The 18,913-nt window shown below is 62.5% G+C and carries 17 protein-coding genes and 1 tRNA gene; 8 read left to right on the top strand and 10 right to left on the bottom strand.

Annotated features, from left to right (window positions below):
* Positions 1-59: 59 nt before the first annotated feature.
* Together JV551A3_RS20695 and aat are read right to left on the bottom strand one after the other, a co-directional pair.
* Complete coding sequence (locus JV551A3_RS20695; protein WP_013973288.1) at positions 60-767, bottom strand: arginyltransferase; 708 nt, start codon at positions 765-767, stop codon at positions 60-62.
* Between the two features lie 56 nt (positions 768-823).
* Positions 824-1,504, bottom strand: coding sequence for a leucyl/phenylalanyl-tRNA--protein transferase (gene aat, locus JV551A3_RS20690; protein ID WP_133973894.1), 681 nt, complete (start codon positions 1,502-1,504; stop codon positions 824-826).
* A gap of 385 nt (positions 1,505-1,889) precedes the next feature.
* Here aat and JV551A3_RS20685 point away from each other — a divergent pair, with 385 nt between their 5' ends.
* From JV551A3_RS20685 to cysG, 6 genes are all read left to right on the top strand, one after another.
* Entirely contained in the window at positions 1,890-4,442 is a 2,553-nt protein-coding gene (locus JV551A3_RS20685; protein WP_372239055.1) for a DNA translocase FtsK, read from the top strand.
* Between the two features lie 62 nt (positions 4,443-4,504).
* Positions 4,505-5,140, top strand: a complete 636-nt coding sequence (gene lolA, locus JV551A3_RS20680; protein ID WP_133973892.1) for an outer membrane lipoprotein chaperone LolA — start codon at positions 4,505-4,507, stop codon at positions 5,138-5,140.
* A gap of 12 nt (positions 5,141-5,152) precedes the next feature.
* A complete protein-coding gene (locus JV551A3_RS20675) occupies positions 5,153-6,478 on the top strand; it encodes a replication-associated recombination protein A (RefSeq protein ID WP_028613325.1) in 1,326 nt (441 codons plus the stop codon).
* A complete protein-coding gene (crcB, locus tag JV551A3_RS20670) occupies positions 6,475-6,849 on the top strand; it encodes a fluoride efflux transporter CrcB (protein ID WP_085621936.1) in 375 nt (124 codons plus the stop codon). Before JV551A3_RS20675 ends, crcB begins: the two co-directional genes overlap by 4 nt.
* Positions 6,850-6,879: 30 nt before the next feature.
* Positions 6,880-8,160, top strand: coding sequence for a serine--tRNA ligase (gene serS / locus JV551A3_RS20665; RefSeq protein ID WP_085621937.1), 1,281 nt, complete (start codon positions 6,880-6,882; stop codon positions 8,158-8,160).
* Positions 8,161-9,552: a siroheme synthase CysG gene (gene cysG / locus JV551A3_RS20660; RefSeq protein WP_133973890.1), complete on the top strand. Its 1,392-nt coding sequence runs from the start codon at positions 8,161-8,163 to the stop codon at positions 9,550-9,552.
* A gap of 117 nt (positions 9,553-9,669) precedes the next feature.
* On the opposite strand, the gene JV551A3_RS20655 is transcribed toward cysG, so the two are convergent.
* The 8 genes from JV551A3_RS20655 to JV551A3_RS20615 all read right to left on the bottom strand — a co-directional run bounded on the left by JV551A3_RS20655 (position 9,670) and on the right by JV551A3_RS20615 (position 15,572).
* Positions 9,670-10,629 (bottom strand): glutathione S-transferase family protein, encoded by a 960-nt coding sequence (locus JV551A3_RS20655; RefSeq protein ID WP_133973888.1) that lies wholly within the window; start codon positions 10,627-10,629, stop codon positions 9,670-9,672.
* Between the two features lie 92 nt (positions 10,630-10,721).
* A complete protein-coding gene (locus tag JV551A3_RS20650; RefSeq protein WP_133973886.1) occupies positions 10,722-11,726 on the bottom strand; it encodes a glycosyl transferase family protein in 1,005 nt (334 codons plus the stop codon).
* Positions 11,723-12,058, bottom strand: coding sequence for a TusE/DsrC/DsvC family sulfur relay protein (locus tag JV551A3_RS20645; RefSeq protein ID WP_112252822.1), 336 nt, complete (start codon positions 12,056-12,058; stop codon positions 11,723-11,725). The genes JV551A3_RS20650 and JV551A3_RS20645 overlap by 4 nt, the downstream gene beginning before the upstream one ends.
* Entirely contained in the window at positions 12,055-12,351 is a 297-nt protein-coding gene (gene tusB / locus JV551A3_RS20640) for a sulfurtransferase complex subunit TusB (RefSeq protein ID WP_133973884.1), read from the bottom strand. Before tusB ends, JV551A3_RS20645 begins: the two co-directional genes overlap by 4 nt.
* Positions 12,351-12,710: a sulfurtransferase complex subunit TusC gene (gene tusC / locus JV551A3_RS20635; RefSeq protein ID WP_133973882.1), complete on the bottom strand. Its 360-nt coding sequence runs from the start codon at positions 12,708-12,710 to the stop codon at positions 12,351-12,353. The genes tusB and tusC overlap by 1 nt, the downstream gene beginning before the upstream one ends.
* Position 12,711: 1 nt before the next feature.
* Positions 12,712-13,104, bottom strand: a complete 393-nt coding sequence (tusD, locus tag JV551A3_RS20630; protein ID WP_013973276.1) for a sulfurtransferase complex subunit TusD — start codon at positions 13,102-13,104, stop codon at positions 12,712-12,714.
* Positions 13,105-13,206: 102 nt separating this feature from the next.
* On the bottom strand, positions 13,207-14,586 hold the full coding sequence (locus tag JV551A3_RS20625; RefSeq protein WP_013973275.1) for a nucleobase:cation symporter-2 family protein: 1,380 nt from the start codon (positions 14,584-14,586) through the stop codon (positions 13,207-13,209).
* 314 nt (positions 14,587-14,900) lie between these two features.
* On the bottom strand, positions 14,901-15,572 hold the full coding sequence (locus JV551A3_RS20615; RefSeq protein ID WP_003251184.1) for a Bax inhibitor-1/YccA family protein: 672 nt from the start codon (positions 15,570-15,572) through the stop codon (positions 14,901-14,903).
* 134 nt (positions 15,573-15,706) lie between these two features.
* Here JV551A3_RS20615 and JV551A3_RS20610 point away from each other — a divergent pair.
* Positions 15,707-15,794, top strand: a tRNA-Ser gene (locus JV551A3_RS20610).
* Positions 15,795-16,735: 941 nt separating this feature from the next.
* On the top strand, positions 16,736-18,913 hold a 2,178-nt coding region (locus JV551A3_RS20605), incomplete at its 3' end, for a retention module-containing protein (RefSeq protein WP_167494838.1).

The raw sequence follows: 18,913 nt of genomic DNA, 5'->3' as shown, positions 1-18,913 counted from the left end.
CACCGGGCAAAAAAGTGGCGTGGATTATGCCCGAAAACTGTGTGTCAAGCCAATGCCTTTCAGTTGAGGGTGACCCAGCGCTGATTTATCAACAGTTCGATAGGCCGGTACTGCGTCTTGTAGTTCATTTTCTTGCAGTTCTTGATCCAGTAACCCAGGTAAACCGCCTCCAGGTCCTGGCGCAGGGCTTCGGTGATCTGCCAGAGGATGGCGAAGCGGCCCAGGCTGCGGCGTTCTTCGTCCGGCTCGTAGAAGGTGTACACGGCCGACAGGCCGTTGGGCAGCAGGTCGCACACCGCTACCGCCATCAGGCGGCCTTCCAGGCGGAACTCGTAGAACCAGCAGAACGGCAGGTCGCGTACCAGAAAGGTGGAAAACTGGTCGCGGCTGGGCGGGTACATGTCACCGTCGGCGTGGCGCGTTTCGATATAGCGCCGGTACAGCTCGAAGTACTCTTCCTTGAATGCCGGGCGTGCCGCGGTCACGGTCAGGTCGGCGTTGCGCTTGAGGATGCGCCGTTGCTGGCGGTTGGGTATGAAGCGCGCTGCCGGGATGCGTGCCGGCACGCAGGCATTGCAGTTCTGGCAATGCGGGCGGTACAGGTGGTCGCCACTGCGGCGGAAGCCCATTTCCGACAAATCGGCGTACACGTGCACGTCCATCGGCTGGCTGGGGTCGAGGAACAGCGTGGTGGCCTGTTCGTCGGGCAGGTAGCTGCAGGAGTGGGGCTGAGTGGCATAGAACTTCAACCGCGCCAACTCTGTCATGATCAACCCCCTCGGTGAGACTTTGCTTTAAGTGTAAGCCAGCTATGGGAACTCGCCTAGGGAAGCCATGTGGCGCTGTTAGGCTGGTCGAGGTAGCGTGCCAGGTAGCCGGCGAACTCGGCGCGGCTGATGGCGTGGGCGCCCAGGCTGTGCAGGTGGTTGGTCGGCATCTGGCAGTCGATGAGGACGAAGCCGGCCTCGCGCAGGTGGTTGACCAAGGTCACGAAGCCGACCTTGGAGGCGTTGTCGGCGCGGCTGAACATCGATTCGCCGAAGAACAGCTGGCCCATGGCCAGGCCATAAAGACCACCAACCAGTTCGCCGTCCTGGCGCACTTCCACTGAATGGGCGATGCCGCGTCGGTGCAGCTCGCAGTAGGCGGCACGCATGGTGTCGGTGATCCAGGTACCGTCGGCGTAGTCGCGTGGCGCGGCGCAGGCGGCGATTACCGCCGGGAAGTCGGTGTCGAAGCTGACCTGGTAGCGGCCCTGGCGCATCAGCTTGGCCAGCGAGCGCGACACGTGCAGCTGGTCCGGGAGCAGCACCGTGCGCGGGTCGGGTGACCACCACAGGATCGGCTGGCCATCCTGGTACCACGGGAAGCAGCCGTGGCGATAGGCCTGCACCAGGCGCTCGGGGCTCAGGTCGCCGCCGGCGGCGAGCAGGCCGTTGGGTTCGTGCAGGGCCTTTTCCAGGGGTGGGAAGGTGAGCGAGTCGCGGGTCAGCCAGGTGAGCATGGTCTAGTGTGCGGTGGGGGAGGGGAGAGGGCAGCATGGCGCGGGTGAAAAGCAGGGTCAATCTCTTTGGCTTCTTCGCGGGTGAACCCGCTCCCACAGGTATTGCACAGGTGCTGAAGGCTGTGTGGCCACTTGTGGGAGCGGGTTCACCCGCGAAGAGGCCAGCACAGGCGATCAAAATAGGCAATTTCCTACACATTCATGAAACAGCAGGCACCATCCGCTACATTTGCTGTCACACCTGTGCAAAAACACAGCATAAGCCTTTGTCACAGAAGACAATGCGTGCTCAAATTGCAGGTATACGAAAGTCGCCCCCACTCAAGCTCCTTACGGCGTGCCGTCATGGCAGTGGGCGGGCAGTAATGTTAAAAGTAGTGGTTCATTGGCCGCACCGTCGGCCGATCACTATTGGACGCGCAGCACGCGCAGGAATAGACGCGTTTTGAAGAAATCCACCGCAACTCCAGCTCCCTTGCCTGTCCCCCTGTGGCGGCAGCAGCTGCATTATCGCCTCAAGGAAGGTGCGTTGATCGCTGTCGGCGCTCTGTGCCTGTACCTGTGGATGGCGCTGCTGACCTACGATACGTCGGACCCGGGCTTCAGCCACACCAGCAACGTCGACCAGGTGCAGAACGCCGCCGGGCGTGCCGGCGCCTACTTCGCCGACATCCTGTTCATGGTGCTGGGGTACTTCGCCTACATCTTCCCGCTGCTGCTGGCGATAAAGACCTGGCAGATCTTCCGCGAACGGCACCAGCCCTGGGACTGGAGCGGCTGGCTGTTCTCCTGGCGGCTGATCGGCCTGGTGTTCCTGGTGCTGTCGGGTGCGGCGCTGGCGCATATCCATTTCCACCCGGCTGCGAGCATGCCGTTCTCCGCCGGTGGTGCACTGGGCGAGAGCCTCGGCGACCTGGCGCGCAACCTGCTGAACGTGCAGGGCAGCACGCTGATGTTCATTGCCCTGTTCCTGTTCGGCCTGACCGTGTTCACCGACCTGTCGTGGTTCAAGGTGATGGACCTGACCGGCAAGATCACCCTCGACCTGTTCGAACTGGTGCAGGGCGCTGCCAACCGCTGGTGGGAAGCACGCAACGAGCGCAAGCGCCTGGAGGCGCAACTGCGCGAGGACGAGCCGGTGGTGGTCAAGGCCGCACCGATGGCAGCCGACAAGCGCGAGCCGGCCAAACCGGCGCTGCGCGAGCGCATCTTCAAACGTGAAGAGGCACCTGCCCAGCCAGTCGAGCCGCGTGAGCCGACCCTGTCACGCGAGCCTGTGGTGCCGCGCGAGTCGCTGGCAGCACGTGAGCCGATAATCTCCCGCGAGCAACCTGCCGCGGCCCCGATGATCGTGCCGCCGACACCCGCCAGGGCGCCGGAGCCGAGCAAGCGGGTGATGAAGGAGAAGCAGGCGCCGCTGTTCGTCGACAGCGCGGTGGAAGGCACCTTGCCATCGATCTCCATCCTCGACCCGGCCGAACAGAAGAAGATCGAGTACTCGCCCGAATCCCTGGCCGGTGTTGGCCAGCTGCTGGAAATCAAACTCAAGGAATTCGGCGTGGAAGTGACGGTGGATTCGATCCACCCAGGCCCGGTGATTACCCGTTACGAAATCCAGCCGGCCGCCGGCGTGAAGGTCAGCCGCATCGCCAACCTGGCCAAGGACCTGGCGCGTTCGCTGGCAGTGACCAGTGTACGTGTGGTCGAAGTCATCCCCGGCAAGACCACCGTGGGTATCGAGATCCCCAACGAAAACCGGCAGATGGTGCGGTTCTCCGAAGTGCTGGCCACACCGCAGTATGACGAGCAGAAATCGCCGGTCACCCTGGCCCTGGGCCACGACATCGGCGGCAAGCCGGTGATCACCGATCTGGCCAAGATGCCGCACCTGCTGGTGGCCGGTACCACCGGTTCCGGTAAGTCGGTGGGCGTGAACGCGATGATCCTGTCGATCCTGTTCAAGTCCAGCCCGGAAGACGCGCGGTTGATCATGATCGACCCGAAAATGCTCGAACTGTCAATCTACGAAGGCATCCCGCACCTGCTGTGCCCGGTGGTTACCGACATGAAGGACGCGGCCAACGCCCTGCGCTGGAGCGTGGCCGAGATGGAGCGGCGCTACAAGCTGATGGCGGCCATGGGCGTGCGTAACCTGGCCGGCTTCAACCGCAAGGTCAAGGACGCCCAGGAAGCCGGCGAAATCATCCATGACCCGCTGTATCGCCGCGAGAGCATGGATGACGAGCCGCCTGCACTGAAAACCCTGCCTACCATCGTGGTGGTGGTCGACGAATTTGCCGACATGATGATGATCGTCGGCAAGAAGGTCGAAGAGCTGATCGCCCGTATCGCCCAGAAGGCACGTGCGGCCGGTATCCATCTGATCCTCGCTACCCAGCGCCCGTCGGTGGACGTGATTACCGGCCTGATCAAGGCCAACATCCCGACCCGCATGGCGTTCCAGGTCTCGAGCAAGATCGACTCGCGGACCATCATCGACCAGGGTGGTGCCGAGCAGTTGCTGGGCCACGGTGACATGCTGTACATGCCGCCGGGCACCAGCCTGCCGATTCGTGTGCACGGCGCGTTCGTCTCCGACGACGAGGTGCACCGCGTGGTGGAAGCGTGGAAGCTGCGCGGCGCCCCGGACTACAACGACGACATCCTCAACGGCGTCGAGGAGGCCGGCAGCGGCTTCGAAGGCGGCGGCGGTGGTGGCGATGGCGAAGATTCGGAAAGCGACGCCCTGTATGACGAGGCCGTGCAGTTCGTGCTGGAAAGCCGCCGTGCGTCCATCTCGGCCGTGCAGCGCAAACTGAAGATCGGCTACAACCGCGCCGCCCGCATGATCGAAGCCATGGAAATGGCCGGCGTGGTCACCCCCATGAACAGCAACGGCTCGCGGGAAGTGATTGCCCCGGGCGGCCCGCGCGACTGACGAACACCCTGCCGGGCGCCAACGGTGGCGCCCGGCCTTTTCAATGCTCGATGAGGACTCCCATGCGCGCGATTCGCATGCTGTTGGTTTCTGCCCTGGCCGCGGCTTCTGTGTCGGCCACCCTATCGGCTCATGCCGGTGAGCAAGACGTACAACGCCTGACCCAATTGCTGGAAAAGTCGCAGACCATCGAGGCCAACTTTTCCCAGCTGACCCTGGACGCCGGCGGCACCAGCCTGCAGGAAACATCCGGCAAGATGACCGTCAAGCGCCCGGGCCTGTTCTATTGGCACACCGATGCGCCGCAGGAGCAGGTAGTGGTATCCGACGGCAAGAACGTCACCCTGTGGGACCCGGACTTGGAGCAGGCCACCATCAAGAAGCTCGACCAGCGCCTGAACCAGACCCCGGCGCTGCTGCTGTCCGGTGACGTGTCGAAGATCAGCCAGAGCTTCGACATCAGCTCGAAGGAGCAGGGCGAAGTGATGGACTTCACCCTCAAGCCGAAGACCAAGGACACCTTGTTCGACTCGCTGCGCGTGTCGTTCCGCAAGGGCCTGATCAACGACATGCAGCTGATCGACAGCGTCGGCCAGCGCACCAACATCCTGTTCAATGGCGTGAAAGCCAACCAGGCGGTGCCGGACAGCAAGTTCAAGTTCGACATCCCCAAAGGCGCGGACGTCATCAAGGAGTAACCAGAGCTCGCCATGGACCTGTTTCGAAGCGAACCCGTCGCCCAGCCCCTGGCCGCCCGCCTGCGCCCGTCCAACCTGGACGAGTACGTCGGCCAGGAGCACCTGCTGGCGCGCGGCAAGCCGCTGCGCGAGGCGCTGGAGCAGGGTGCGCTGCACTCGATGATCTTCTGGGGGCCGCCGGGGGTGGGCAAGACCACCCTCGCGCGGCTGCTGGCGCAGTTCTGCGATGCGCACTTCGAAACGGTGTCGGCGGTGCTGGCTGGTGTGAAGGAGATTCGCCAGGCGGTCGAGGTGGCCAAGCAGCAGGCTGGCCAGTATGGCCGCCGTACCATCCTGTTCGTCGACGAAGTGCATCGCTTCAACAAGTCGCAGCAGGATGCCTTCCTGCCCTATGTCGAAGACGGCACCTTGCTGTTCATTGGCGCCACCACCGAAAACCCGTCGTTCGAGCTGAACAATGCGCTGCTGTCGCGGGCACGGGTGTATGTGCTCAAGAGCCTGGACGAGGCGGCGCTGCGCAAACTGGTAAACCGCGCGCTGACTGAAGAGCGCGGCCTGGGCAAGCGCAACCTGCGGGTTGGCGATGACGCCTTCAAGATGTTGATGGCCGCCGCCGACGGCGATGGCCGGCGCATGCTCAACTTCCTGGAAAACGCCTCGGACCTGGCTGAAGACGGCAGCGAGATCGACGTCGAGATGTTGCAGAGCCTGCTCGGTGACAGCCGCCGCCGCTTCGACAAGGGGGGCGAGGCGTTCTACGACCAGATTTCCGCGCTGCACAAGTCGGTACGCGGCTCCAACCCCGATGGCGCCCTGTACTGGTTCGCGCGCATGCTCGACGGCGGCTGCGACCCGCTGTACATCGCCCGCCGCGTGGTGCGCATGGCCAGCGAAGACATCGGCAACGCCGACCCGCGCGCGCTCAGCCTGTGCCTGGCGGCCTGGGATGTGCAAGAGCGCCTGGGCAGCCCCGAGGGCGAGCTGGCGGTTGCCCAGGCCATCACCTACCTCGCCTGTGCGCCGAAGAGCAATGCGGTGTACATGGGCTTCAAGACCGCCCTGCGCGAGGCTGCCGAGCACGGCTCGCTGGAAGTGCCACTGCACTTGCGTAACGCGCCGACCAAGCTGATGAAGCAGCTGGGCTATGGCGACGAGTACCGCTATGCCCATGACGAGCCCGACGCCTATGCCGCCGGCGAAGACTACTTCCCCGACGAGCTCGAGCCGCGCCAGTACTACCAGCCGGTGCCCCGTGGCCTGGAACTGAAGATTGGCGAGAAGCTGCGCCACCTGGCCGACCTTGACCGCAACAGCCCCCGCCAGCGGAGAAAACCGTGATTGCACTGATTGCCGCCGTCAGCGCGGGTGGTATTGCCGGTACCTTGTTGCGCTTCGCTACCACCAATTGGGTGGCTGCCCACTGGCCACGGCACTTCTATCTCGGTACGCTGGCGGTCAACCTGGTTGGCTGCCTGCTGATCGGCCTGCTCTATGGCCTGTTCCTGCACAAGCCGGTCGTGCCGGTCGAACTGCGCGCCGGGCTGATCGTCGGCTTCCTCGGTGGCCTGACGACCTTTTCCTCCTTTTCGCTGGATACCGTACGCCTGCTGGAAAGCGGGCAAGTGCCTCTGGCTTTGGGCTACACCGGTATCAGCGTGGTGGGCGGGCTGCTCGCGACCTGGGCCGGCCTGTGCCTGACCCGATTCTGAACCAACACCTACACATAACGAGAGAACGATATGCTCGATTCCAAACTGTTACGCGGCCAACTTCAGGAAGTGGCGGATCGCCTGGCCTCCCGTGGCTTCAGCCTGGATGTCGCGCGCATCGAATCACTGGAAGAGCGCCGCAAGGCGGTGCAAACCCGCACCGAGCAGCTGCAGGCCGAGCGTAACGCCCGCTCCAAGTCCATCGGCCAGGCCAAGGCCAAGGGCGAGGACATTGCGCCGCTGATGGCCGACGTTGAGCGCATGGCCAATGAACTGGCTGCCGGCAAGGCCGAACTGGACGGCATCCAGGCCGAACTGGATGGCATCCTGCTGACCATCCCCAACCTGCCGGACGCCAGCGTACCGGTCGGCGCCAGCGAAGACGACAACGTCGAAGTGCGCCGTTGGGGCACACCGAAGGCCTTCGACTTCGAAATCAAGGACCATGTCGCCCTCGGCGAAGTCAGCGGTGGCCTGGACTTCGAAGCTGCCGCCAAACTGTCTGGCGCGCGCTTTGCCGTGCTGCGTGGCCCGATCGCCCGCCTGCACCGAGCCCTGGCGCAATTCATGATCAACCTGCACACCGGCGAGCACGGCTACGAGGAACACTACACCCCGTACCTGGTGCAGGCCCCGGCCCTGCAGGGCACCGGCCAGCTGCCGAAGTTCGAGGAAGACCTGTTCAAGATCAGCCGCGAAGGCGAGGCCGACTTCTACCTGATCCCGACCGCCGAAGTGTCGCTGACCAACCTGGTGGCCGGTGAAATCCTCGACGCCAAACAGTTGCCTCTGAAGCTGGTTGCCCATACCCCGTGCTTCCGCAGCGAAGCCGGTGCTTCCGGGCGTGACACCCGCGGCATGATCCGCCAGCACCAGTTCGACAAGGTCGAGATGGTGCAGGTAGTCGAGCCGTCCAAGTCGATGGAAGCCCTGGAAGGCCTGACTGCCAACGCCGAACGCGTGCTGCAGCTGCTGGAGCTGCCGTACCGCGTGCTGGCCCTGTGCACCGGCGACATGGGCTTTGGTGCCGTGAAGACCTACGACCTGGAAGTGTGGGTGCCAAGCCAGGACAAATATCGCGAAATCAGCTCGTGCTCCAACTGCGGCGACTTCCAGGCGCGTCGCATGCAGGCCCGCTGGCGCAACCCGGAAACCGGCAAGCCAGAGCTGGTGCACACCCTCAACGGCTCCGGCCTGGCCGTAGGCCGTACCCTGGTTGCGGTGCTGGAAAACTACCAGCAGGCCGACGGTTCTATTCGTGTGCCAGAAGTGCTGAAGCCTTACATGGGCGGCGTCGAGGTTATCCGCTAAATGGATTACCTGCCGCTGTTCCACAAGCTGCAGGGCGGCCGCGTGCTGGTCGTTGGCGGCGGTGAGATTGCCTTGCGCAAGGCGCGCCTGCTGGCCGATGCCGGCGCCGCGCTGCGCGTGGTGGCCCCGGATGTCGACGGCCAGTTGGCCGCGCTGGCCCGGGAAGGTGGCGGCGAGGTGCTGGTGCGCGGCTATCAGGCTGCCGACCTGGTCGGTTGTCGTCTGGTGATCGCCGCCACTGACGACCCTGGGCTCAATGCCCAGGTGTCGGCGGATGCGCAGGCCCTTAGCCTGCCGGTGAACGTGGTGGATGCGCCGGCGCTGTGCACGGTGATCTTCCCGGCAATCGTCGACCGTTCGCCGTTGGTGGTTGCGGTGTCCAGTGGCGGTGATGCACCGGTGCTGGCGCGCTTGATTCGCGCCAAGCTGGAGGCCTGGATCCCGTCCGCCTACGGCGAGCTGGCTGGCCTGGCAGCGCGCTTTCGCGACAAGGTCAAGGGCTTGTACCCGGACGTCAATCAGCGCCGTGGCTTCTGGGAAACCGTGTTCCAGGGGCCGATTGCCGAGCGCCAGCTGGCCGGGCAGGGCGCCGAGGCCGAGCGCCTGTTGCAGGCTATGGTCGACGGTGCACCGGTGCAGCAGGGTGGTGAGGTGTACCTGGTGGGTGCGGGCCCGGGCGATCCGGACTTGCTGACCTTCCGTGCCTTGCGCCTGATGCAGCAGGCCGACGTGGTGCTGTACGACCGCCTGGTGGCACCGGCGATCATCGAGATGTGTCGTCGCGATGCCGAGCGTATCTACGTGGGCAAGCGTCGCGCCGACCATGCAGTGCCTCAGGACCAGATCAACCGCCTGCTGGTCGATCTGGCTCGGCAGGGCAAGCGTGTGTTGCGCCTGAAAGGCGGCGACCCGTTCATCTTCGGCCGGGGCGGCGAAGAGATCGAAGAGCTGGCCGAGCATGGCATCCCGTTCCAGGTGGTGCCGGGCATTACTGCGGCCAGTGGCTGTTCCGCCTATGGTGGGATTCCGCTGACGCACCGTGACTATGCCCAGTCGGTCCGCTTCGTGACCGGGCACCTGAAGGATGGTACCAGCAACCTGCCCTGGGATGACCTGGTGGCGCCGGCACAGACCTTGGTGTTCTACATGGGTTTGGTGGGGTTGCCGACCATCTGTGCCGAGCTGATTCGCCACGGCCGCGCAGCCAGTACCCCGGCGGCGTTGGTGCAACAGGGGACGACGCGTAATCAGCGCGTGTTTACCGGTACCCTGGCCGACTTGCCGGAGCTGGTGGCCCAGCATGAAGTGCACGCGCCGACCTTGGTGATTGTCGGGGAAGTGGTGCAGTTGCGTGACAAGCTGGCGTGGTTCGAAGGTTCGCAGAACAGCTGAAATCGTTGGGGCCGCGTTGCGGCCCATTCGCAGCACAAGGCTGCTCCTACGGGAAACCGCGATCTCCTGTAGGAGCAGCCTTGTGCTGCGAATGGGCTGCAAAGCAGCCCTGCAATCTCAAACCTGCCAAATCCCCTTGCCCGCCAACCGCTCCCGATCATGTGCCAGGCCAAAGTCCTGCAAAGGCCCTTTAGGCACGATCCCGTTCGGGTTGATGGTCTTGTGGCTCATGTAGTAGTGCTTCTGGATATGCTCCATGTCCACTGTGCCCGCCACCCCCGGCCACTGGTACAGCTCACGCAGCCAGTTCGACAGGTTGTGATAATCGCTCAGGCGGCGCAGGTTGCACTTGAAGTGCCCGTGGTACACCGCATCGAAGCGCACCAGGGTGGTGAACAGGCGCACATCGGCCTCGGTCAGGTATTCCCCGGCCAGGTAGCGATTGCGGCTCAGCAGGTCTTCCAGGTAGTCCAGTTCGTTGAACACTTCGTCAAACGCAGCCTCGTAGGCGTCCTGCGTAGTGGCAAAGCCTGCGCGATACACGCCGTTGTTCACCGCCGGATAGATGCGCCCGTTCAGCGCTTCGATGGTCGGGCGCAGCGGCTCAGGGTACAGGTCCAGCGTGTTGCCGGTCAGTTCGTTGAACGCACTGTTGAAGATGCGGATGATCTCCGACGACTCGTTGTTGACGATGCGTTTCTCTTTCTTGTCCCACAGCACTGGTACGGTTACACGACCGGTGTAGTGAGGGTCATCCTGGGTATAGCGCTGATGCAGGTACTGCAGCGCGTCGAGGTGGTCGCCGCTGGAGCCTTGCTGTTGGTCGAAAGTCCAGCCATGGTCTTGCATCAGCCAGCTGACCACCGACACGTCGATCAACGGTTCCAGGCCCTTGAGGGCGCGGAAGATCAGGGTACGGTGCGCCCATGGGCAGGCCAGCGAGACGTACAGGTGGTAACGGCCAGCTTCGGGAGCAGGCAGCTGATTGCGGCGTTGGGCATTCTCGCGTTTGAACGTGCCGTCCTTGCCGTTTTCATACCACTGGTCATGCCAGCGGCCGTCGATCAAAAGGCCCATGGTGAGCTCCTCGGAACAAAGTTGTTTGTCGTTGGAGCCCAGTCTAGGGAAAAACGTTCGAATAACTAGCGCAAAGACTGCGCTCTTGCTATCTATTTATTCGATTGGTTGCGTGCACCCCAGTAACCACGTGCCGTGGCGAAAGCCTGCTCGCGGTCCTGGCCCAAGCCGCGCAGGGCCAGGGCGATGGTCGCGACCACAGCCATTTCACCGTAGCTGTCCTCGGCCTCGCCGCGCCAGACCGCCAGCAATTGCTGCGGCTCCAGGCTTGGCGGTTTCACGTGGCGGCGTTCGCTCAGCGCTGGCCATTCCTCGTCCCAGGCTTCGCCGGCGGTGGTGCCGTACAGATGGCTGATTACATCGGGGTTGACCTCGATCTCGCCGCCATCACCCTTGATTACAACGGCATGGTCGCCCAGCAGGCGGCTGGCCTCGCGGTGCACCGCCTGGTAACCGGGGTGGAAGATGCTTTGCAGACCACAGCGCGCAGCCAGCGGGTTGAGTACCCGGGCCAGCGAATGGATGGGCGAACGCAGGCCCAGGGTATTGCGCAGGTCGATCATGCGCTGCAACTGGGGTGCCCAGTCCTGCAGCGGGAAGAAGGCCAGGCGCTGCTCGTCCAGGGCGCGGCTGACCGCAGCCCAATCACGGCATAGCGGAATTTCCAGCAAGGACAGAAGCTGCTCGGTGTACATGCGCCCGGCAGTGTGTGCACCGCCACCGTGCATCAAGGTGCGCACGCCATTGTTGGCCAGGCATTTGGCAGCCAGCAGGTACCACGGCAGGTGGCGCTTCTTGCCGGCGTAGGTGGGCCAGTCCAGGTCAACGGCGATGCGCGGCGCCTGCAAGTGGGCGCGCACGGCCTCGGTGAAGCCGGCCAGTTCTTCGGCGCTTTCTTCCTTGTGCCGCAGCAGCATGAGAAAGGCACCGAGCTGGGCATCTTCGACTTTGCCTTCCAGCAGCAGGGTCATGGCCGTACGGGCTTCTTCACGGGTCAGGCCACGCGCGCCGCGCTTGCCTTTGCCAAGAATGCGCACGAACTCGGCGAATGGGTGTTCGGCTGGGGTTTCCAGGGTAAGCGGGCGAGGTTCTGTCATATGCAGTTGGTCGGCTTGGGCAGGCCTGCCAGCTTGGCGGCCAGTTTGGCGGGAGTGCCGTTGAACAGGCGGTTGAGGTGCGGGCTGTTGCCCTTGTCAGGCCCCAGTTTGAGGGCCGTGTACTTGATCAGCGGGCGCGTGGCCGGGGACAGCTGGTATTCCTGGTAGAACTGGCGCAGCAGTTCGAGGATTTCCCAGTGGTCCGCCGTCAGCGGGATGCCCTCGCGCTCGGCCAAAGCCTCGGCGGCGGCATGCGACCAGTCTTGCAGATCGACCAGGAAGCCATCCTTGTCCAGGGCGATCGCCTGATCGCCAACGTTGAGGGTATTCATAGCCAGCTGTTGACCTTGTCGTAAAGCAGCGACAGTTCGACGAACCCGGAGTAGTCCACGGCCTTGGCCAGTTCGTTGCCGACGGCGCGGGCCTGCACGTCTTCGTCCAGCGCGAACAGGCGCTGTGCCAAGCCGGCGGCTTGCAGCTGGCGGTGCGGTTCGCTGCCGCTGCGCAGGGCATACACCGCATCGCCGCACAGCAGCAGGGCGTCGTCGGTACCAAGCAAGCGCAGGCAGCTAGCCAGGCGCTCGTCGCCAAATGGGGAGTGGGCAATTACATGCAGGGTTGTCATCAGAGCGTTACCACCTGGTCGAAACGGGCGATCAGTGCGGCCAGGGCCGCGTCGTCCAGCACTTGCACTGGCAGCGCCAGGTTGTCGGCTGCCAGGCCGCGGCGAGTGAGGCTGTGGCTGCAGGCGAACAGTTCCTCGACGCCGAACATTGGTAGCGCCTGCAAGTTGGCGGCCAGATTCTTCTGTTGCACGGCGGCGGGCTGTTGGTCCGCAGCGAGCTGAAACACCCCGTCGTCGAGGAACAGCATGCCCAGCGGCAGATCGAACGCGCCGCCCGCCAGGGCGATGTCCAGTGCTTCACGGGCCGATGGGCCGTTCCAGGGTGCCTGGCGGCTGATGATCAACAAGGATTTGGTCATTTCAGTCGCCTCCAAAGCAGACAAGGCGATCGGCAACCTGCGCCGCCTCATGCAACTGGCCAAGCCCCGACAGTTCCCAAGGCTTGGGCAGGTTCACTGCCGGGCGCTGATAGCGGTTGGCCTCGGCCTCGTCGAGCACGCCGCGGCGCAGGGCGGCAGCGATGCACACCACTGCGTCCAGCTGGTTGGCTGCAATGAAGGCGCGCCATTGGCCGGCAACATCCAGCTCGTCCTGGGGGGCGACCACGTTGGCCGAGGCACTGTGTACCCCGTCCTGATAGAAGAACAGCCGGGCAATCTCATGCCCGCCGGCCAGTACCGCCTCGGCGTAGCGCAGGGCGCGCCGCGAGGAGGGCGCATGGGCCGGGGAGAACACCGCGATAGCGAATTTCATGGGTAACTCATGCAAAAGGAATGGTGCCATGATAAAGCAAAAAAGCCCGCGCCCGCTTGTGCATGGCGGGGCGGGCTTTCTGTAAAGCATCTGTCTCCAGGCTCAAGCCTGTTCCTTGCTCTCCGGCAGGAACCAGTTCAACACCAAGGCACAGATTCCTCCAGTAGCCACGCCCGACTCCAGCACATTGCGAATCGCCGCCGGCATATGCGCCAGGAACTCCGGCACCTGCGCCACGCCCAGGCCCAAGGCCAGGGACACAGCGATGATCAGCAGGGCACGACGGTCCAGGCGAGTGCTGGCCAGGATATTGATCCCCGAAGCTGCAACCGCTCCGAACATGACCATGGCCGCACCACCCAGTACCGGCTCCGGCACCGCCTGAATCACCCCGGCAACGCTCGGGAACAGCCCCAGCAGCACCAGCATCACGGCAATCCACATTCCGATATGGCGGCTGGCGATCCCGGTCAGCTGAATTACGCCATTGTTCTGGGCAAAGATCGAGCTTGGGAAGGTGTTGAACAAACCGGCCAGCAGCGAGTTGGCCCCATTGACCAACACACCGCCCTTGATCCGCTGCATCCACACAGGCCCCTCGACCGGCTGGCGCGACACTTTGCTGGTGGCAGTAACGTCACCGATGGCTTCCAGCGAAGTTACCAGGTAGATCACCAGCATCGGGATGAACAGTGCCCAGGAAAAGCCCAGGCCGAAATGCAGCGGCGTCGGCACCTGGAACAGCGCGGCTTCATGCATGCCGGTGAAATCCAGGCGGCCCAGGTAGCCGGCCAGCGCATAGCCGACCGCCAGGGCGATAACGATGGCGCAGCTGCGCATCCACACCACCGGGATGCGGTTGAGGATGACGATGATCGCCAGCACCACGCCCGACAGCAGCAGGTTCTCGCCATTGGCGAAGGTGCCATTGGCCATGGCGCCGAAACCACCACCCATACTGATCAGGCCGACCTTGATAAGGGTCAGGCCGATCATCAGCACCACGATGCCAGTTACCAGCGGGGTAATCAGGCGTTTGACGAAGGGCAGGATGCGCGACACGCCCATCTCGACGAACGAGCCGGCGATTACCACGCCAAAGATGGCCGCCATCACGCCTTCTACCGGCGTACCTTGCTTGACCATTAGCGCCCCGCCGGCAATCAGCGGGCCGACGAAGTTGAAGCTGGTGCCCTGGACTATCAGCAGCCCGGCACCGAACGGTCCGAAGCGTTTGCACTGGACGAAGGTGGCAATACCAGAAATGACCAGCGACATGGAGACGATCAGGTTGGTATCCCGTGCCGAAACACCCAGCGCCTGGCAAATCAGCAGGCCAGGGGTGACGATCGGCACGATGATCGCCAACAGGTGCTGCAGTGCTGCCAACAGGCCGATCAACAGCCGTGGCTTGTCCTCCAGACCAAGCACCAGTTCATTGGCAGGCGCCGCTGCGCCTGGGCTGTGTTCGTGTGAGCTCATTGCGAAAAGCTGCCCCGGAGAAAAAAGGAGCGCATTCTACGGGGTGATGGCGAATTGGGGTAGAGAAAAGCACGATGGCGGCATGATCGACGACCATTTGCCTACTTACCTGACTTTGTGGTCAGTTATTGTGCGCTTTTTCTAGGAATCGACCTGTGGGAGCGGGCGTGCCCGCGAAGAATGCGACGCGGTGTATGGCACCGGCTTCGCCGGTGTTCGCGGGCTCGCCCGCTCCCACAAGGCTCCAGCTAGATCGATGGGTTTGGCGCCCACAAAAAAGCCCGCCGAAGCGGGCTTTCTATTGCAGCATTCAATCAGTCATCACGACCCATGATGCCAAACAGCTGCAGCAGGCTGACAAACAGGTTGTAGATCGACACATACAGGCTGATGGTAGCCATGATGTAGTTACGCTCGCCACCATGAATGATCGCGCTGGTCTGGAACAGGATGCAGACCGAGGAGAACAGCACGAAGCCAGCGCTGATCGCCAGTTGCAGGCCGCTGATCTGGAAGAAGAAGCTGGCCACGACAGCGCCCAGCAGGACAAAGAAGCCCGCAGTGATGAAGCCGCTGAGGAAGCTCATGTCCTTGCGAGTGATCAGCACATAAGCCGACAGGCCACCGAAGACCAGAGCAGTCATGGCAAATGCCGAGCTGACCACCTCGGCGCCACCGGCCATGCCCAGGTAGCGGTTGAGGATAGGGCCGAGGATGAAGCCCATGAAACCGGTGAGGGCAAAGGTGGACACCAGTCCCCAGGCCGAATCACGAAGCTTGTTGGTGAGGAAGAACAGCCCGTAGAAGCCGATCAGCACCACGAACACGTTCGGGTAGCCGACGCGCATCTGCTGGGCCACGAAGGCCATGACACCGCTGAAGGCGAGGGTGAGCGCCAGCAGGCTGTACGTGTTGCGCAGGACCTTGCTGATCTCCTGCTGCTCGACCTGCTGGCCGTGGTGTACGGCGTAATCCTGTTCGCGCATGGCGACACTCCTTGGTAAACCTGTGGTTTTCAGACGTTCAGATGCTAGGAGTCTACCAGAGCTCCCGCAACCCGCGACACAGAGAGTTTGACAGCTTGTTTCATTACGGTATTATGGCGGCCGCAAAACGAGCTGGAAGCGTGGCCGAGTGGTTTAAGGCAACGGTCTTGAAAACCGTCGATGGGCAACTATCCTAGAGTTCGAATCTCTACGCTTCCGCCATCATTCCTCATTAAAGCCCTGATTATTCAGGGCTTTTTTGTTTCTTGGGCCTGCTCCTTCACCCGGGAGCAAGCCTTGGCCTCCCTCGCGAGGTTGATGGACGAGCAGGGTGAATCGAGTTGCGCGCTCGGTGCTCGGCCAGCGTTCCAATCGGAGAATGGGTTCAGGCCGATAACCTTACCGCTCGTTCACGTTTACGGACCTTTCGCGTCTGATTGTAATAGCCTGACAAATTTGCCTCCACTCCAACCCGCATAAAGTCATTGTCCGGTAACTGGTCTGTAGACGATTGAGTCTATTCGGGTGATCTACCGTTGACCCATTTACGATAACTGCACGTGTCGATTCCCGTCGGATTGTTGATGGGTTTTGAAGATCGGGTGCAATTTTACCTGCGCCAATATTTTGCACTCGGAACAAGCCAATATCTTGTCGCGTCATGATGCTTGAATAACTTACGCAGATGGCCGAGCCGCAATGGCTCTGAAAAACAACGGGCCAATGCTGAACGCCTCGCGAGTTCAGGCGATCGGCTGGCCTGAACGGGTTTGGCCTGTTTCAAAACCTGACACCTGGGGCAGGCTTTGCACAGTCACCGAACGGGTAAGGCCAACCGGAATAAAGGAAACGAGTAACACTCGCATTTTTGCGGCCACTCCCAATTTCCCGGATTTCGAGCACCGCGCTTGAAAGGTGCAGGTAGAAGCAAAAAATGTAGCCATTAATACCAAAATGTCATTAGGCCATTATTTGTTTTGTTGCATATTATTAAGTAAGTGGGATCGATAGTGGTGTTATATAAGAGTTGAATTTAAAAGACTGATAGTTGACGCCAAAAAAACAAACGCCAATAAAAATAAACATCCTTGTAGCCAGCCGAAAAGACTCGAAGCATGGCTGAACATGGAAGCCAATCGCACACGTTACCCGGGAGAGCCGCCTTGAGCATCGCCATAGTCAAAAGTATTGTTGGCCAGGTAATCGCGATTTCCCCAGAGGGCACCCAGCGTGTGCTTGTGGAAGGGGATCGAGTGTTCGCAGGTGAACAGATCCAGACCGGCCCCGGTGGCGCGGTGAGCCTGGAACTGGCCGATGGACGCATCCTCGATCTGGGGCGCGATACCCAGTGGAGCGCCGATGCCCCAGATAGCGTGGCCGACCTGAGCGCAGCTACTGCGCAGGCCGCACCCTCCGTCGATGAGCTGCAACAAGCCATCGCCGCCGGTGCTGACCCGACAACCGCGCTCGAAGCGACCGCAGCAGGCCCAACGGGGGCAGGTGCGAACCCTGGTGGCATCGGGGGCGGCCACTCGTTTGTGATGCTTGACGCAGTGGGCGGGTCGGTTGCCCCCACCATTGGTTTCCCCACCGGGCCACTAGGCGTTGCTGTTGAACCGACTCGGGAATTCGTCGGCAATTCGACACCGGTACAGCAGGTACCTGAGGTACAGCCCGAGCCTCAGCCCACTGCGGCCACGCTGACCCTGAGCAGCACCAATGTGCAGGAAGGGGGCCTGACCAGTATTACCGGTACCCTGAGCCAGCCGGCAGGCAAGGATTTCACGGTGACCCTGAGCAATGGCCAGACCTTGTCGTTCAAAGCCGGTGAAACGGTCGCAACGACCGGTGAGTTCACTGCACAGAGCGATGATGTGTTCCGGGACGGTGAAATCCAGAACATCACCGTCACCAATGCCGGCGATCATGGCTTTGGTAGCCTCAATACCGGTGCAACTTCTACCCTCACTGTGACCGATACCATCGATGCCGTGAGGGCCGAGCTGAGCCTTTCGCCTAACCCAGCGGTGGAAGGGCAGGCGGTGACCTACACCATCACCCTGACCGGCCCGGCCGGTGCCGATTTGACTCAACACGGTGGTCTGTCCATCACTCTGAGCAACGGCGAGGTGATCAACATCCCTGCGGGCCAGATCAGCGCTTCGCAAACCGCTAACCTGGCGAACGACGTCTATGTCGGCAGTAGTGCTCCGATCATCGCCATCAACGGCATCACCGAGCAAGGCACCGGCAAACAGGTCTTCGAGAATCTGGTCAAAGGCGATCCGGTGACCCTGCAGATTACCGATGAGCCAGGCACGCCAGGCAACCCTGGCACCCCGGGCACGCCGAATGGCGGCGATGAAGTGACGCTGACCCTGAGCGGCAACGCGGTGCAGGAAGGGGGGCAGACCACCATAACCGGTACTCTAAGCCACCCGGCCGGCCAAGCCTTCACCGTTACCTTGAGCAACGGCCAGACCCTGACCTTCGCCAAGGACGCCACCACCGCGACCACCGCACCGTTCGTGGCGCAGAGCGATGACGTGTTCAAGGATGGCGAAACCCAGACCATCAGCGTGACGAATGCGGGCAACCACAACTTCGAGAACCTTAACACCAGTGCCACCACGACCCTCACGGTCACCGATACCATCAACACCGTGAAGGCCGAGCTGAGCATCTCGCCGAACCCGGCCGTGGAAGGCCAGGCGGTGACCTACACCATCACCCTGGCCGGCCCGGCCGGTGCCGACCTGAGTCAGCACGGTGGTTTGTCCATCGCGCTGAGCAACGGCGAGGTGATCAACATCCCTGCGGGCCAGATCAGTGGCTCGCAGTCGGGCGTCCTGGCGGACAACATCTATGTCGGCAGCAGTACTCCGAGCATCGCCATCTCCGGGATCACCGAGCAAGGCACGGGCAAACAGGTCTTCGAGAATCTGGTCAAAGGCGACCCGGTCACCCTGCAGATCACCGATGAGCCGGGTACTCCAGGCAACCCTGGCACTCCCGGCACGCCTAATGGCGGCGATGCTGTGACGCTGACCCTAACCGGCAATGCCGTGCAGGAAGGCAACGCCACAACCATCACCGGTACGCTGAGCCACCCAGCGGGCCAGGCCTTCACCGTTACCTTGAGCAACGGCCAGACCCTGACCTTCGCCAAGGACGCCACCACCGCGACCACCGCACCGTTCGTGGCGCAGAGCGATGACGTGTTCAAGGATGGCGAAACCCAGACCATCAGCGTGACGAATGCGGGCAACCACAACTTCGAGAACCTGAACACCAGTGCCACCACGACCCTCACGGTCACCGATACCATCAACACCGTGAAG

Source organism: Pseudomonas inefficax (assembly GCF_900277125.1).
Lineage (GTDB): Bacteria > Pseudomonadota > Gammaproteobacteria > Pseudomonadales > Pseudomonadaceae > Aquipseudomonas > Aquipseudomonas inefficax.
The sequence above is the reverse complement of the archived record's forward strand: the minus strand, read 5'-3'. Positions and strand labels throughout refer to the sequence as shown.

Bases quoted from the DNA above. Each gene is read 5' to 3' on its own strand.
- JV551A3_RS20695 (WP_013973288.1), bottom strand. From the start codon at position 767: ATGACAGAGTTGGCGCGGTTGAAGTTCTATGCCACTCAGCCCCACTCC.
- aat (WP_133973894.1), bottom strand. From the start codon at position 1,504: ATGCTCACCTGGCTGACCCGCGACTCGCTCACCTTCCCACCCCTGGAA.
- lolA (WP_133973892.1), top strand. From the start codon at position 4,505: ATGCGCGCGATTCGCATGCTGTTGGTTTCTGCCCTGGCCGCGGCTTCT.
- JV551A3_RS20675 (WP_028613325.1), top strand. From the start codon at position 5,153: ATGGACCTGTTTCGAAGCGAACCCGTCGCCCAGCCCCTGGCCGCCCGC.
- serS (WP_085621937.1), top strand. From the start codon at position 6,880: ATGCTCGATTCCAAACTGTTACGCGGCCAACTTCAGGAAGTGGCGGAT.
- cysG (WP_133973890.1), top strand. From the start codon at position 8,161: ATGGATTACCTGCCGCTGTTCCACAAGCTGCAGGGCGGCCGCGTGCTG.
- JV551A3_RS20655 (WP_133973888.1), bottom strand. From the start codon at position 10,629: ATGGGCCTTTTGATCGACGGCCGCTGGCATGACCAGTGGTATGAAAAC.
- JV551A3_RS20650 (WP_133973886.1), bottom strand. From the start codon at position 11,726: ATGACAGAACCTCGCCCGCTTACCCTGGAAACCCCAGCCGAACACCCA.
- JV551A3_RS20645 (WP_112252822.1), bottom strand. From the start codon at position 12,058: ATGAATACCCTCAACGTTGGCGATCAGGCGATCGCCCTGGACAAGGAT.
- tusB (WP_133973884.1), bottom strand. From the start codon at position 12,351: ATGACAACCCTGCATGTAATTGCCCACTCCCCATTTGGCGACGAGCGC.
- tusC (WP_133973882.1), bottom strand. From the start codon at position 12,710: ATGACCAAATCCTTGTTGATCATCAGCCGCCAGGCACCCTGGAACGGC.
- tusD (WP_013973276.1), bottom strand. From the start codon at position 13,104: ATGAAATTCGCTATCGCGGTGTTCTCCCCGGCCCATGCGCCCTCCTCG.
- JV551A3_RS20625 (WP_013973275.1), bottom strand. From the start codon at position 14,586: ATGAGCTCACACGAACACAGCCCAGGCGCAGCGGCGCCTGCCAATGAA.
- JV551A3_RS20615 (WP_003251184.1), bottom strand. From the start codon at position 15,572: ATGCGCGAACAGGATTACGCCGTACACCACGGCCAGCAGGTCGAGCAG.